The following is a 13,919-nucleotide window of genomic DNA, read 5'->3' as shown; positions in this document are numbered from 1 at the left end:
AATATGCTGCGGCTTATGACGTCATCGGATACCGTCGCGCCGTAAAAACCGGCGCAACCCTATAAGGGCTGCGTCGTTTTACCGCGCGTTATTGCAAGACTTCAATCACCCCATCAGCACTCATGCTGACCTGGCTGGTGCCGGCCTCCACTTCAGGTGTCGGTGCGGAATCGGCCATCGCGGCTTTCATCATCATCCCGCCACGGGCGTAAGGCATCGGGTAGCCATTGGTGTTGAAGTTCAGGTTGACGATCTTGTAGCCCTTGCCGCCCAACGCATCGGTGGCCAGTTGCGCGCGTGCTTTAAACGCGGCGACCGCGTCCTTGAGCAGTGCATCTTCGCTGGACTTGCGCGTGGCGTCGGCAATGGCGAAGTCCATGTTTTCCATTTTCAGGGTGTTCAGCAGTTCGCCGGTGAGCTTGGACAGTGCCGGAAAGTCCGCGCTTTCCAGGCGCAGTTCGGCACGCTCGCGCCAGCCGGTGATCTTCTGGTTCTTGTTGTCGTAGATCGGGTAGCTGTTGCGGCTGCCCTGGCGCAGGGTCACGCCTTTGACTTCGCGGGCCTGGCCCAGTGCCTTGTTCAGGGTGGTGGTGATTTCGGCAGCGAGTTTGGCCGGGTCGCTGTTCTGGGATTCGGTGTACAGCGTCACGATCATCTTGTCGCGGGCCACCTCTTGGCTGACCTCGGCGCGCAGGGAAATCTGGTTGTAGTTCAGTGCGTCAGCGGCCAGTGCTGGCAGGCTGACCAGGGTGCCCACGCTGAGGGTGATGGCGGCTGCACTGCGAGTGAAACGAGACATGGAAGCTCCTTGGGATAGTCGTGTTCGGTATGACTGTAGACGGTGGGGTGGGGTTCTTCGGGTTTACACATTAGCTACAAGTTGCGGGGGTACCGACGAACGGTCATTTGCCCGGCCTGCGGCAAAGAGCCACACGCGCCGTGCCAGCCGGCCTGCTTCGTTTATACTCCTGCCGATCCGCCTGCAGCGCTCACCGGGAGAGCTCATGCTCGCCGCCGTAAAACTGACTTCCGCCACTCGCCAGAACCTCTGGCGCCTGACGTTCATCCGTACCCTGGTCCTGGCCGCACAGGCCGGCTCCGTCGGGCTCGCCTATTGGTTCGACCTGTTGCCGCTGCCGTGGCTGCAACTGGGAGTGACCCTCGGCTTTTCCATCGTGCTCTGTGTGTTCACCGCCATCCGGTTGCGCACCACGTGGCCTGTGACCGAGTTGGAATATGCTCTGCAGTTGGCTTGCGACCTGTTTATCCACAGTGTGTTGCTGTATTTCTCTGGCGGTTCCACCAATCCGTTTGTTTCGTATTACCTGGTGCCATTGACCATCGCCGCCGTAACCCTGCCGTGGCGCTATTCGGTGGTGCTGTCGGGCATTGCCCTGACCCTGTACACCCTGCTGTTGGCGCGCTTCTACCCGCTGCAAACTTTCCCCATCGCGCGGGAAAACCTGCAGATCTATGGGATGTGGCTGAGCTTTGCCCTGTCGGCTGCGGTCATCACCTTCTTCGCCGCGCGCATGGCCGAGGAACTGCGCCGCCAGGAAGAACTGCGCGCCATTCGCCGTGAAGAAGGCCTGCGCGATCAGCAGTTGCTGGCCGTCGCCACCCAGGCCGCCGGCGCCGCCCATGAACTGGGCACGCCGCTGGCGACCATGAGTGTGCTGCTCAACGAAATGACCCAGGACCATCACGACCCGGCGCTGCAGGAAGACCTCGGTGTGCTGCGCGAACAGGTCAAGCAGTGCAAGCAGACCTTGCAACAACTGGTACGCGCCGCCGAAGCCAATCGCCGCCTGGCAGTGGAGATGCAGGACGTGACCCAGTGGCTCGACGAAGCCCTGAACCGCTGGCACCTGATGCGCCCCGAAGCCAGTTACCGCTTTCATCTATTGGGGCAGGGCACCGTGCCACGCATGGCGCCGCCACCGGATTTGACCCAGGCGCTGCTCAACCTGCTGAACAACGCCGCCGACGCTTGCCCCGAAGGTCTGGGCGTACAGCTGGACTGGGATGCGGAAGACGTGACCATCAGCATTCGTGACCACGGCGCGGGCGTGCCGCTGGCCATTGCCGAACAGATCGGCAAACCCTTCTTTACCACCAAGGGCAAAGGCTTCGGCCTGGGCCTGTTTTTGAGCAAGGCCAGCGTGACCCGCGCGGGCGGCTCAGTGAAGCTCTATAGTCATGAGGAAGGTGGCACGCTCACCGAGCTGCGCCTGCCCCGTGTCGCACGAGGAGATATCGATGAGTGACGAGATCCAAGTCGAAGGCGAAGAACTGCCGCACCTGCTGCTGGTAGATGACGACGCCACCTTTACCCGCGTGATGGCGCGCGCCATGAGCCGGCGCGGTTTCCGTGTCAGCACCGCTGGGTCTGCCGAGGAGGGCTTCACCATCGCCCAGGCCGACTTGCCGGACTACGCCGCCCTCGACCTGAAAATGGACGGCGACTCCGGCCTGGTGCTGCTGCCCAAGCTGCTGGAACTCGACCCGGAAATGCGCGTGGTGATCCTCACCGGTTATTCCAGCATCGCCACTGCCGTCGAGGCGATCAAGCGCGGCGCCTGTAACTACCTGTGTAAGCCGGCGGATGCCGATGACGTACTGGCCGCCTTGCTCTCCGAGCACGCCGACCTCGACACCCTGGTGCCGGAAAACCCGATGTCGGTGGACCGTCTGCAGTGGGAACACATCCAGCGCGTGCTGACTGAGCACGAAGGCAACATCTCCGCCACTGCCCGCGCCCTGGGCATGCACCGCCGTACCTTGCAGCGCAAGTTGCAGAAGCGCCCGGTACGCCGCTGAGGCTGATCTGAACAACAGCTGAACAATCTGCTTCAGGCCGCACGGAGCCTCGAACCGATCAACTATGATCGGTTCGAACGCCTGTCACATTTTCTTACAGAGCCTGAACGATGAATCAGAACGCTGAGTATTCCGCGGTCAACGACGCGGTGCGTGGGCAATTTTTACGGCGGGTGTGGGGGTTGATCACGCCTTACTGGCGCAGCGAAGAAAAGGCCAAGGCCTGGCTGCTGCTGTTTGTAGTGCTGGGGTTGTCGCTGTTCAGTGTCGCCGTGTCGGTGTGGTTCAACAGCTGGAACCGCGATTTCTACAACGCGCTGGAAAACAAGGACTACGACGCCTTTACCCATCTGCTGATGTACTTCAGCGTGATTGCCGTGGTGTCGATCGTAACGGGCGTATTCACCTCCTACCTGCAACAGATGCTCACCATCCGCTGGCGCCGCTGGCTGACAGAAACCTACTTCGCCCAATGGCTGGGCCATAAGAATTACTACCACCTGGAATACGGCGGCTATACCGACAACCCCGACCAGCGTATCTCCGAAGACCTCAATGCCTTTACCAGCAGCACCCTCACACTGGGGTTGGGATTTATTGCCAACCTAGTGAGCCTGGTGTCGTTCTCGGTGATCCTGTGGGGCGTGTCGGGCAGCATCGAAATCTGGGGCATCACCATTCCCGGCTACATGTTCTGGGCCGCGTTGGTCTACGCGGTGCTTGGCAGTTGGTTAACCCACCTGATCGGGCGAAAACTGATCGGCTTGAGCAACCGCCAACAACGCTTTGAGGCTGACTTGCGTTTCAGCCTGGTGCGGGTACGGGAGAACGCGGAAAGCATCGCGCTGTTCAATGGCGAGCCTAACGAACATCAGCAATTGAGCGCGCGTTTCGGGCGGGTGTGGAGCAATTTCTGGAGCATCATGCAGCTCAAGAAGCGCCTGAACTTCTTTACCAGTGGTTATTCCCAGATCGCGATCATCTTTCCTTTTGTGGTCGCGGCACCGCGTTACTTTTCCGGCAAGATCGAACTGGGTGTGTTGATGCAGGTTGCCCAGGCGTTTGGCAGTGTGCAAGGCAGCCTGAGTTGGTTTGTCGATGCCTATACGCTGTTGGCCAGTTGGCGCGCCACCTGTGATCGTCTGCTGAGTTTCGGCCAGGCCATGCAGGACAACGAAAGCCGCACCATGGACATTGGCCTGCAGCATCAGGGCGACAACTTGCAGGTCAAGGACCTGAGCCTGGACCTGGCCGACGGCCGCCATTTGCTGCAGGGTGCCGACCTGACCGTCGCCGAAGGTGAGCGCTTGATGCTCAGTGGTCGCTCGGGCAGTGGCAAATCGACCTTGTTGCGCGCGATGGGCAACCTATGGCCCAACGGCCATGGCAACATCCGCCTGCCAGCCGAGCGTTATCTGTTCCTGCCGCAAAAACCTTACCTGCCGATCGGCACGTTGAAGGCGGTATTAAGTTATCCACAGGCCGACAGCGGTTACCCCGCCGAACGTTATGCACAGGTCCTGGAAACTTGTCGTTTGCCTCATTTGGTCGAACGGCTGGATGAAGCGAACCACTGGCAGCGCATGCTCTCACCCGGCGAGCAGCAACGCCTGGCCTTTGCCCGTGCGTTGCTGTTCGCGCCGCAATGGCTGTACATGGACGAAGCCACGTCGGCCATGGATGAAGAGGATGAAGCGACGCTGTACCAGGCGCTGATCGACGAGTTGCCGGGGTTGAGTATCGTCAGCGTCGGCCACCGCAGCAGCCTCAAGCGCTTCCATGGTCGGCATGTGCGGATCGAGGGTGGGATGTTGCAAGAACAGCCGATGGCCTGACGCGGTCCCTGTAGGAGCCGGCTTGCCGGCGATAACGGTAGATAGGGCGCAAATCGGTTGCCTGACACGCCGCCATCACCGGCAAGCCGGCTCCTACACATGCCGGCTCCTACAGTAGTGCGGTGGTGTATGAGGGATCGTGACCCAACAAAAAGCCCGGCTGATCATCGATCAGCCGGGCTTTTCAGTGCCTGAAGATGATTTACTTCTTCAAGCCGTAATGCTCATCCAGCATGCCTGGGGCGTTCGGCGTCTTTGGCGCGTAGTCCCGTGGTGGCTCCTGGTTTTCCCGCGGCGGGGTCAAGCGTTCCCGTGGGGTTTGCGGGGCATCGGAATGCAACGCGGCCAGCAGGCGCTGACGGGTGATGTCGTCGAGGGCCAGGCGGTTGGCGCCATCGGCGAGGTGATCCTGTACTTCCTGGTAGCTCTGGGTGAGCTTCTTGACCAGGGTCGCGGTGCTGTTGAAGTGGGTAACAACCTCGTTCTGATAACTGTCAAAACGTTCCTGAATGTCATCCAACTGACGCTGCGTGCGGTTAGGCGCGGCATTCGGCAGCAAGCGAGCAACCAGGAAACCAATGGCGACACCGGCAACCAGGGCAAGAGTCGGCAACAACCAAACTAAGAGCGAGTGTTCCACGAGTCCTTCCTCTATAAACGGCTTTGCTTTACGTTAACGGCTCGGACCTGCGCTGTATACCGCGATTAAGCTCGCAATGATGCCAAGCACAGACTTTTAGCTAGACGAGTCGACCCCTTGAGAGGTCACGGAGTTCATTCCTTGCTCATGCGTGAAACCCCCGTTTTGATCGATGGCCCGGTAGGCCAATTGGAAGCCTTGTACCTGGATCACCCCGAGCCACGTGGCCTGGCGCTGATCTGCCACCCCAACCCGGTGCAGGGTGGGACCATGCTCAATAAAGTTGTATCGACCCTGCAACGCACCGCCCGCGATGCCGGTTTGATTACGTTGCGTTTCAATTACCGTGGCGTCGGCGCGAGTGCCGGTACCCACGACATGGCCACCGGTGAAGTGGACGATGCCGAAGCGGCTGCCACCTGGCTGCGGGCAAAACACCCTGATTTGCCGATCACCTTGCTTGGTTTTTCCTTCGGTGGCTATGTTGCGGCGAGCCTCGGTGGTCGCCTGGAAGCCAGGGGGGAAAAGCTGTCGCATCTGTTCATGGTTGCCGCGGCGGTGATGCGCCTGCGCGATACCGATGTGTTGCCACAAGGCTGCCCGCTGACCCTGATCCAGCCCGAAACCGACGAAGTGGTCGACCCGCAACTGGTCTACGACTGGTCCGCCGCCCTGAAACGCCCCCATGAGCTGCTGAAAGTGGCAGAATGCGGACACTTTTTTCACGGCAAGCTCACCGATCTCAAGGATCTGGTACTGCCGCGCCTCTCGAATTGATAGCAGTCTGATAAGCGATTACCCATGACGACTCGTACCCGTATCCTCACCGGCATCACCACCACCGGCACGCCGCACCTGGGCAACTACGCCGGTGCGATCCGCCCGGCGATCCTCGCCAGCCAGGACGCCAATGCTGATTCCTTCTACTTCCTGGCCGACTACCACGCCCTGATCAAGTGCGATGACCCGCAGCGCATCCAGCGCTCGCGCATGGAAATCGCCGCGACCTGGCTGGCCGGTGGCCTGGATGTGAACCGGGTGACGTTCTATCGCCAGTCGGACATCCCGGAAATCCCCGAGCTGACCTGGCTGCTGACCTGCGTTGCCGCCAAGGGCCTGCTCAACCGCGCCCACGCCTACAAGGCCTCGGTGGACAAGAACGTGGAAGCCGGCGAAGACCCGGATGCGGGTATCAGCATGGGCCTGTACAGCTACCCGGTGCTGATGGCGGCGGACATCCTGATGTTCAACGCGCACAAGGTGCCGGTGGGTCGCGACCAGATCCAGCACGTGGAAATGGCCCGCGACATCGGCCAACGCTTCAACCACCTGTTCGGCAACGGTAAAGAATACTTCACCATGCCCGAGGCGTTGATCGAAGAAAGCGTCGCCACCTTGCCGGGCCTGGATGGCCGCAAGATGTCGAAGAGCTACGACAACACCATCCCGCTGTTCACCAGCGCCAAGGACATGAAGGACGCGATCTCGCGGATCGTCACCGACTCCCGCGCGCCGGGCGAAGCCAAGGACCCGGACAATTCGCACCTGTTCACCCTGTACCAGGCGTTTGCCAGCAAGGCCCAGGAAGAAGAGTTCCGCGCCGAGCTGCTGCAAGGGCTGGGTTGGGGCGAGGCGAAAAACCGTCTGTTCCAACTGCTCGATGGCCAACTGGGCGAAGCCCGTGAGCGCTACCATCAATTGATGTCGCGCCCATCGGACATGGAAGACCTGCTGCTGGTCGGCGCCAAGAAGGCGCGTGCCGTGGCCGCTCCGTTCCTGGCTGAACTGCGTGAAGCGGTCGGCCTGCGTTCGTTCGTCAACCAAGCGGCAGCGCCAGTCGCGGCCAAGAAGAAAGCCGCGAAAGCCGCGCGCTTCGTGAGCTTCCGTGAAGACGACGGCAGTTTCCGCTTCCGCCTGCTGGCCGCCGACGGCGAGCAACTGCTGTTGTCGCGCAACTTTGCCGATGGCAAGGCGGCGGGCGCAGTGACCAAGCAACTGCAAAGCGGCGACGCGCTGGACCTGCGCACCGAGGCCCTGGGCTTCAGCGTGTGGTTGGACGGCGTGACGGTGGCGGACAGTGCTGACTTCGCCGACGAAGCGTCCCGCGATGCGGCCATCGCTGCTCTGCGCGTCGCGTTGACCCCCATCGAGGATTAACCCGACCAAGGGTTGATTGCCATTATCCGGGGCCGTCGTTACAGTGACGGCCCGTTTTTGTTGCCTTGCTAACGAAATTATGACGCCCCTAGAACGATATCAAGCTGATCTGAAACGCCCTGAATTCTTCCATGACGCGGCCCAGGAAAACGCGGTGCGTCATTTGCAGCGCCTGTACGACGACCTGGTCGCGGCCTCGCAGAACAAGCCAGGGATGTTCAGCAAGCTGTTTGGCAAGAAAGACCACACGCCGGTAAAGGGCCTGTATTTCTGGGGTGGCGTAGGCCGGGGCAAGACCTATCTGGTCGACACCTTCTTCGAGGCGCTGCCGTTCAAGGAAAAGGTCCGGACGCACTTCCACCGCTTCATGAAGCGCGTGCACGAAGAGATGAAGACCCTGCCGGGCGAGAAAAACCCGCTGACCATCATCGCCAAGCGGTTCTCCGAAGAAGCCCGCGTGATCTGCTTCGATGAATTCTTCGTCTCTGACATCACTGACGCCATGATCCTCGGCACCTTAATGGAAGAATTGTTCAAGAACGGTGTGACCCTGGTCGCTACCTCGAACATTGTGCCGGACGGTCTGTACAAGGATGGCCTGCAACGCGCGCGTTTCCTGCCGGCCATCGCGCTGATCAAGCAGAACACCGAGATCGTCAACGTCGACAGCGGCGTCGACTACCGCCTGCGTCACCTGGAGCAAGCGGAGCTGTTCCACTTCCCGCTGAACGAAGCCGCTCACGAAAGCCTGAAAAAGAGCTTCCGCGCCCTCACGCCGGAATGCACCCAGGCGGTGGAAAACGACAAGCTGATGATCGAGAACCGCGAAATCATCGCGCTGCGCACCTGCGATGACGTGGCCTGGTTCGAGTTCCGCCAGCTGTGCGACGGCCCGCGTAGCCAGAACGACTACATCGAACTGGGCAAGATCTTCCACGCGGTGATCCTGAGCGGCGTGGAGCAGATGAGCGTTACCACCGACGACATCGCGCGACGTTTCATCAACATGGTCGACGAGTTCTACGACCGTAACGTGAAGCTGATCATCTCGGCGGAAGTTGAGTTGAAGGACCTGTACACCGGCGGTCGCCTGAACTTCGAATTTCAGCGCACCCTGAGCCGCTTGCTGGAAATGCAGTCCCATGAGTTCCTGTCGCGTGGGCACAAGCCGTAACTTGACGTAACGCCTATAAAAGGTCCGCAGCGATTGCGGTCCTTTTATAGTTTGGGCGCTGGTTAATAAGTGATCTGGTCTGTGCTGGGTGGTGCCGGTTCTATGAGGAGCATTTCGCCCTTTTTTAACTCGTAGAGCGCGCCGTCCGGACCCTTGAATATTACTTTAAGCTCCGGCTCCGGATATTTCTTCTCCTTGTTCTTTTTCTCATCCATTTGTGGATTCAACTGATCGGTCAGATTTTCGTTGAATTGACTTGCGTCTAACTTATTTGGTTGTACAGCTGGGTTGAACGATTGAGCGTTGCTGCCTATGGATGACATGATTGAGTCTCCGTCCTGATTTCAAGTAAGTCGGTTTGGAAAAAGCCCTTTGTGCATTCGGACCGTAGCTCGGCAGAAATCAACGGCTTCGACCTCGTTTAAAATGGCAGGCGTCCAAGGCGCAACCTAGCGACTTCATCTTATTCGTCAGTAGGAATTGGGTGGGGGGCTTGTAGGCGGGCGTAGGGTTCTCAATTCGACCCTGCACCATTGCGGTGTACAGGGTCGTTTGCTTCGTCAAGCGGCGAACCTACGCCGCTTGCTGAAACTGCTGGCGATACTGGTTCGGCGACAACTCCGTGTGCTGCCTGAACAGCCGTGCAAAGAAACTCGCATCGTCGTAACCCACCTCATAACTGATGGTCTTGATGCTCTTGCGGCTGCCCGAGAGCAGGCCCTTTGCCGTCTCGATACGCAGCCGTTGCAGGTAGTGCAGCGGCTTGTCGCCGGTGGCGGTCTGGAAGCGGCGCATGAAGTTGCGGATGCTCATGCCGTGTTCCCGGGCCACGTCTTCGAAGCGGAATTTGTCGGCGAAGTGTTCTTCGAGCCAGTGCTGGATCTGCAGGATGATCACGTCCTGATGCAGCTTCTGTCCGCCAAACCCGATGCGTCCGGGTGCATAGCTGCGCTGTACTTCATAGAGAATGTCGCGGGCCACAGCCTGGGCGATGTTGGCGCCGCAGAAGCGCTCGATCAGGTAGATGTAGAGGTCGCACGCCGAGGTGGTGCCGCCCGCGCAATACAGGTTGTCGGCGTCGGTGAGGTGCTTGTCCTGGTTGAGCTGGACCTTGGGGAAGCGCTCGCTGAACGCATTGAAGAAGCGCCAATAGGTGGTCGCCTCCTTGCCATCGAGCAGGCCGGCTTCGGCCAACCAGAACACCCCGGTGGCTTCGCCGCACAACACCGCACCGCGTGCGTGCTGATCGCGCAGCCAGGGCAACACCTGCGGGTAGCGTGTGCACAAGGCGTCGAAGTCATCCCAGAAGGCTGGCAGCACGATGATGTCGGCGTCTTCCAGGCCGCCGTCCACCGGCATGATCACATCACTGAAGCTACGCACCGATTGACCGTCGGGGCTGACCAGGCGCGTTTCAAACGCGGGGGTCAGGCCCAGGCCTTGCTGTTTGCCGTAACGCAGGCTGGCGAGGTGGAAGAAATCCTTGGCTTGCATGAGGGTTGAAGCGAATACCCGATCAATGGCCAAAATGCTGACGCGCCGCAAGGGCGTGGAGATTTGGTTAGACATAATTTCATTTATTCTTATAGGGGAAAGTGGTCACCAGACGGCTGGATCGTCTTATTTTTTGTCGCATGTGTCCAGTGTCCCGTGCTGCCTTCGCGGCATAGTCTCTGTGGGCTCGTCTTTGTCCGACAATCCACGCAGGTGACCCATGATTCCCAGAACCTTGTTCAGCCCGGAACACGAACTCTTCCGCGAGAGCGTGCGCACCTTCCTCGAAAAGGACGCCGCGCCGTTCCATGGGCAATGGGAGAAACAGGGCTACATCGACCGTGGTTTGTGGACCAAGGCAGGGGAGGCGGGCATGCTGTGTTCGCACTTGCCGGAGGAATATGGCGGGCTGGGCGCCGACTTCCTGTACAGCGCGGTGGTGATCGAAGAGATCAGCCGGCTGGGCCTGACCGGCATCGGTTTTTCCCTGCACTCGGACATTGTTGCGCCGTACATCCTGCATTACGGCAGTGAGGCGCTGAAGCACAAATACCTGCCCAAGTTGATCTCCGGCGAGATGGTCACGGCCATTGCCATGACCGAGCCGGGTGCCGGTTCCGACCTGCAAGGCGTCAAGACCACTGCTGTGCTAGACGGCGATGAGTACGTGATCAATGGCTCAAAGACGTTCATCACCAATGGCTACCTAGCTGAGCTGGTGATCGTGGTCGCCAAGACCGATCCCAAGGCGGGCGCCAAGGGCACCAGCCTGTTCCTGGTGGAAGCCGACACGCCAGGCTTCGACAAGGGTAAGCGCCTGGAGAAGGTGGGCATGAAGGCCCAGGACACCTCGGAGCTGTTCTTCCAGGATGTGCGGGTGCCCAAGGAAAACCTGCTGGGCCAGGCGGGCATGGGCTTCGCGTACTTGATGCAGGAGTTGCCTCAGGAGCGCCTGACCGTGGCGATTGGCGCGTTGTCGTCAGCCGAGGCGGCGTTGCAATGGACCCTGGAATACACCCGCGAGCGCAAGGCGTTTGGCAAGGCGATTGCGGACTTTCAGAACACGCGCTTCAAGCTGGCGGAGATGGCCACCGAGATTCAGATCGGTCGAGTATTCGTCGACAAATGCATGGCGCTGCATCTGGAAGGCAAGCTGGATGTGCCCACGGCGGCGATGGCCAAGTACTGGGCCACGGATCTGCAATGCAAGGTGCTCGATGAATGCGTGCAGTTGCACGGCGGCTACGGCTTTATGTGGGAATACCCGATTGCACGGGCGTGGGCGGATGCGCGGGTGCAGCGCATTTATGCGGGAACCAACGAGATCATGAAGGAGATCATTGCGCGGGCGCTTTGATCCAGGGTACGGCTGATGACGCCATCGCCGGCAAGCCGGCTCCTACATTGGCAACGCATTCCCCTGTAGGAGCCGGCTTAGGATCAATCAAGGCGCTGGGTTCGGGTGATCCTTCTGAATCGCCTCAATCCCTTCCAATACCTCTTTCGACAGTTTCAGGTCAGCACTGGCAATGTTGCTGTCCAGCTGCTCCAGGCTGGTGGCGCCAATGATATTGCTGGTCACGAATGGCTGCTGGGTCACGAACGCCAGCGCCATCTGCGCCGGGTCCAGGCCATGTTCGCGTGCCAGTGCCACATACCGGCTGCACGCCGCTTCAGACTGCGGGTTGAAGTAACGGCTGAAGCGGCTGTATTCCGTCAGGCGTGCCTTGGCCGGACGCGCGCCGTTTTCGTACTTGCCGCTGAGCATGCCGAACGCCAGTGGCGAATACGCCAGCAAGCCGCACTGTTCACGGATCGCGACTTCCGCCAGGCCCACTTCGAAGCTGCGGTTGAGCAGGTTGTAGGGGTTCTGGATCGACACCGCACGGGTCCAGCCACGGGCTTCGGCCAGGGCCAGGAATTTCATGGTGCCCCACGGGGTTTCGTTGGACAGGCCGATGTGGCGGATCTTGCCCGCCTTCACTTGCTCGTCCAGCGCCTCGAGGGTTTCTTCCAGCGGGGTGAGGTCGTCTTCGTCCTTGTGCTTGTAGCTCAGTTGGCCGAAGAAGTTGGTGCTGCGTTCTGGCCAATGCAGCTGGTAGAGGTCGATCCAGTCCGTTTGCAGGCGCTTGAGGCTGGCATCCAGTGCGTCGACGATGTGCTTGCGGTTGTGGCGCAGGTGGCCATCGCGGATGTAGTCGATGGTGTTGCCGGGGCCGGCGATCTTGCTGGCGAGGATCCAGTCGGCACGGTCGCCACGGCTTTTGAAGTAATTACCGATGTAGCGCTCGGTCGTGGCATAGGTGTCGGCCTTGGGCGGCACCGGGTACATTTCGGCCGTGTCGAGGAAGTTGATCCCCGCACCCTTGGCCCGCTCGATCTGCGCGAAGGCCTCTGCCTCGCTGTTCTGCTCGCCCCACGTCATGGTGCCCAGGGCTATCGCGCTCACGTTCAGATCCGTACGGCCCAGCTGTCGATAATCCATCGGGTACTCCTTCGGGGAAAACAATCATAAAAGCAGGTTGAATTTTTTTTCGCAATCTGCATAATTGCCCACCTCTTTCTGCAGTGGAAGTGATGCGCCGCCTGCCGAAGAATCTTGCCGTTGAACGGACGCGCCGACCCGAGCCCCCGATAGCGTCTGTATCCGGCTGCCTTTGACTTGTCAAAGTACGCACTATTCAGTAAGATCCGCCGTCTAATTTACAGGGCGGCCCCTGAGGCTATTAAAGAATGACAACTTTTACTGCAAAACCGGAAACAGTTCAGCGCGACTGGTTTGTCGTCGACGCCGCTGGTCAGACCCTGGGTCGTCTGGCCACTGAAGTCGCCAGCCGTCTGCGTGGCAAGCACAAGCCTGAGTACACCCCTCACGTTGACACCGGTGACTACATCGTGATCATCAACGCTGAGCAGGTTCGTGTAACCGGCAACAAAGCAAGCGACAAAATGTACTACCGTCACTCCGGTTTCCCAGGCGGTATCAAGTCTTCCAACTTCGAAGGCCTGATTGCCAAGAAGCCTGAAGCCCCGATCGAAATCGCGGTCAAAGGCATGCTGCCTAAGGGCCCACTGGGTCGCGATATGTTTCGCAAGCTGAAAGTCTATGCGGGCGCTGTACACCCTCATGCTGCTCAGCAGCCCCAAGAACTGAAGTTTTAACGGAATAGTTCATTATGTCGGCGACTCAAAATTACGGCACTGGCCGTCGCAAAACCGCAACCGCACGCGTTTTCCTGCGTCCGGGCACTGGTAACATCTCGATCAACAACCGCTCCCTGGACAACTTCTTCGGCCGCGAAACTGCCCGCATGGTAGTTCGTCAGCCGCTGGAACTGACCGAGACCGTTGAAAAGTTCGACATCTACGTCACCGTTATCGGTGGCGGTGTAAGTGGTCAAGCTGGCGCAATCCGCCACGGTATCACTCGCGCTCTGATGCAGTACGACGAAACCCTGCGTGGCGCTCTGCGCAAAGCTGGCTTCGTGACTCGCGATGCCCGTGAAGTTGAACGTAAGAAAGTCGGTCTGCGTAAAGCGCGTAAGCGTCCGCAGTACTCGAAGCGTTAATTCGCTTTACGTTCCACAAAAACGCCCAGCCTCCTCACGGAGCTGGGCGTTTTTTATTGCCTGCAATTTATGCAGAAAAATCACCGTGACAACTTGCCACATCCGTAGACCCCCTATACTACAAGGCCTGGAGGCTGAGCCCAGGGCAATTCCCTTGTCATACGTGGGGCTTTTCATTACCATTCGGCAAAATTTTTATAAGTAAAGATTCAACACTTAGTAGACGCCTG

The 13,919-nt window shown here is 59.5% G+C and carries 14 protein-coding genes; 9 read left to right on the top strand and 5 right to left on the bottom strand.

The genetic code is table 11. From position 1 onward, the window contains the following. Positions 1 to 88: 88 nt before the first annotated feature. Complete coding sequence (locus AC0IYN_RS06080) at positions 89 to 799, bottom strand: SIMPL domain-containing protein (RefSeq protein ID WP_368945981.1); 711 nt, start codon at positions 797 to 799, stop codon at positions 89 to 91. A 205-nt stretch (positions 800 to 1,004) separates the two neighbouring features. Here AC0IYN_RS06080 and AC0IYN_RS06075 point away from each other — a divergent pair, with 205 nt between their 5' ends. The 3 genes from AC0IYN_RS06075 to AC0IYN_RS06065 all read left to right on the top strand — a co-directional run bounded on the left by AC0IYN_RS06075 (position 1,005) and on the right by AC0IYN_RS06065 (position 4,655). Beyond that, on the top strand, positions 1,005 to 2,267 hold the full coding sequence (locus tag AC0IYN_RS06075; RefSeq protein ID WP_058423028.1) for an ATP-binding protein: 1,263 nt from the start codon (positions 1,005 to 1,007) through the stop codon (positions 2,265 to 2,267). Beyond that, positions 2,260 to 2,820, top strand: a complete 561-nt coding sequence (locus tag AC0IYN_RS06070) for a response regulator transcription factor (RefSeq protein ID WP_010213178.1) — start codon at positions 2,260 to 2,262, stop codon at positions 2,818 to 2,820. The genes AC0IYN_RS06075 and AC0IYN_RS06070 overlap by 8 nt, the downstream gene beginning before the upstream one ends. Before the next feature lie 110 nt (positions 2,821 to 2,930). Continuing rightward, positions 2,931 to 4,655 (top strand): ABC transporter ATP-binding protein/permease, encoded by a 1,725-nt coding sequence (locus AC0IYN_RS06065; RefSeq protein ID WP_471840800.1) that lies wholly within the window; start codon positions 2,931 to 2,933, stop codon positions 4,653 to 4,655. 202 nt (positions 4,656 to 4,857) lie between these two features. Here the strand turns inward: AC0IYN_RS06065 and AC0IYN_RS06060 are convergent, their stop codons facing one another. Beyond that, the gene (locus tag AC0IYN_RS06060; RefSeq protein ID WP_003171734.1) at positions 4,858 to 5,295 is read right to left on the bottom strand and encodes a Z-ring associated ZapG family protein; all 438 of its coding nucleotides are present in this window, start codon (positions 5,293 to 5,295) and stop codon (positions 4,858 to 4,860) included. A 147-nt stretch (positions 5,296 to 5,442) separates the two neighbouring features. On the opposite strand from AC0IYN_RS06060, the gene AC0IYN_RS06055 reads away from it, so the two are divergent. From AC0IYN_RS06055 to zapE, 3 genes are all read left to right on the top strand, one after another. Continuing rightward, on the top strand, positions 5,443 to 6,072 hold the full coding sequence (locus AC0IYN_RS06055) for an alpha/beta hydrolase (RefSeq protein WP_406596992.1): 630 nt from the start codon (positions 5,443 to 5,445) through the stop codon (positions 6,070 to 6,072). Positions 6,073 to 6,096: 24 nt separating this feature from the next. Then, positions 6,097 to 7,452 carry a tryptophan--tRNA ligase gene (locus AC0IYN_RS06050; protein ID WP_471840797.1) on the top strand — a complete coding sequence of 452 codons (1,356 nt, stop codon included), beginning with the start codon at positions 6,097 to 6,099 and terminating at the stop codon, positions 7,450 to 7,452. 79 nt (positions 7,453 to 7,531) lie between these two features. Further along, complete coding sequence (zapE, locus tag AC0IYN_RS06045) at positions 7,532 to 8,626, top strand: cell division protein ZapE (protein ID WP_233893868.1); 1,095 nt, start codon at positions 7,532 to 7,534, stop codon at positions 8,624 to 8,626. A 62-nt stretch (positions 8,627 to 8,688) separates the two neighbouring features. Here the strand turns inward: zapE and AC0IYN_RS06040 are convergent, their stop codons facing one another. Further along, positions 8,689 to 8,949, bottom strand: coding sequence for a hypothetical protein (locus tag AC0IYN_RS06040; RefSeq protein WP_406596926.1), 261 nt, complete (start codon positions 8,947 to 8,949; stop codon positions 8,689 to 8,691). A gap of 250 nt (positions 8,950 to 9,199) precedes the next feature. Beyond that, positions 9,200 to 10,120 carry a GlxA family transcriptional regulator gene (locus AC0IYN_RS06035; RefSeq protein WP_178076864.1) on the bottom strand — a complete coding sequence of 307 codons (921 nt, stop codon included), beginning with the start codon at positions 10,118 to 10,120 and terminating at the stop codon, positions 9,200 to 9,202. 220 nt (positions 10,121 to 10,340) lie between these two features. On the opposite strand from AC0IYN_RS06035, the gene AC0IYN_RS06030 reads away from it, so the two are divergent. Then, positions 10,341 to 11,477, top strand: a complete 1,137-nt coding sequence (locus AC0IYN_RS06030; RefSeq protein WP_457239577.1) for an acyl-CoA dehydrogenase family protein — start codon at positions 10,341 to 10,343, stop codon at positions 11,475 to 11,477. Positions 11,478 to 11,564: 87 nt separating this feature from the next. Here AC0IYN_RS06030 and AC0IYN_RS06025 read toward each other — a convergent pair whose 3' ends face one another. Further along, positions 11,565 to 12,605, bottom strand: a complete 1,041-nt coding sequence (locus tag AC0IYN_RS06025; RefSeq protein WP_122723722.1) for an NADP(H)-dependent aldo-keto reductase — start codon at positions 12,603 to 12,605, stop codon at positions 11,565 to 11,567. A 248-nt stretch (positions 12,606 to 12,853) separates the two neighbouring features. Here AC0IYN_RS06025 and rplM point away from each other — a divergent pair, with 248 nt between their 5' ends. After that, entirely contained in the window at positions 12,854 to 13,282 is a 429-nt protein-coding gene (gene rplM / locus AC0IYN_RS06020; protein ID WP_003188508.1) for a 50S ribosomal protein L13, read from the top strand. Positions 13,283 to 13,296: 14 nt separating this feature from the next. Beyond that, positions 13,297 to 13,689: a 30S ribosomal protein S9 gene (rpsI, locus tag AC0IYN_RS06015; RefSeq protein ID WP_002555064.1), complete on the top strand. Its 393-nt coding sequence runs from the start codon at positions 13,297 to 13,299 to the stop codon at positions 13,687 to 13,689. Positions 13,690 to 13,919 lie beyond the last annotated feature (230 nt).

The organism is Pseudomonas sp. AC112 (assembly GCF_979253545.1).
The sequence above is the reverse complement of the archived record's forward strand: the minus strand, read 5'-3'. Positions and strand labels throughout refer to the sequence as shown.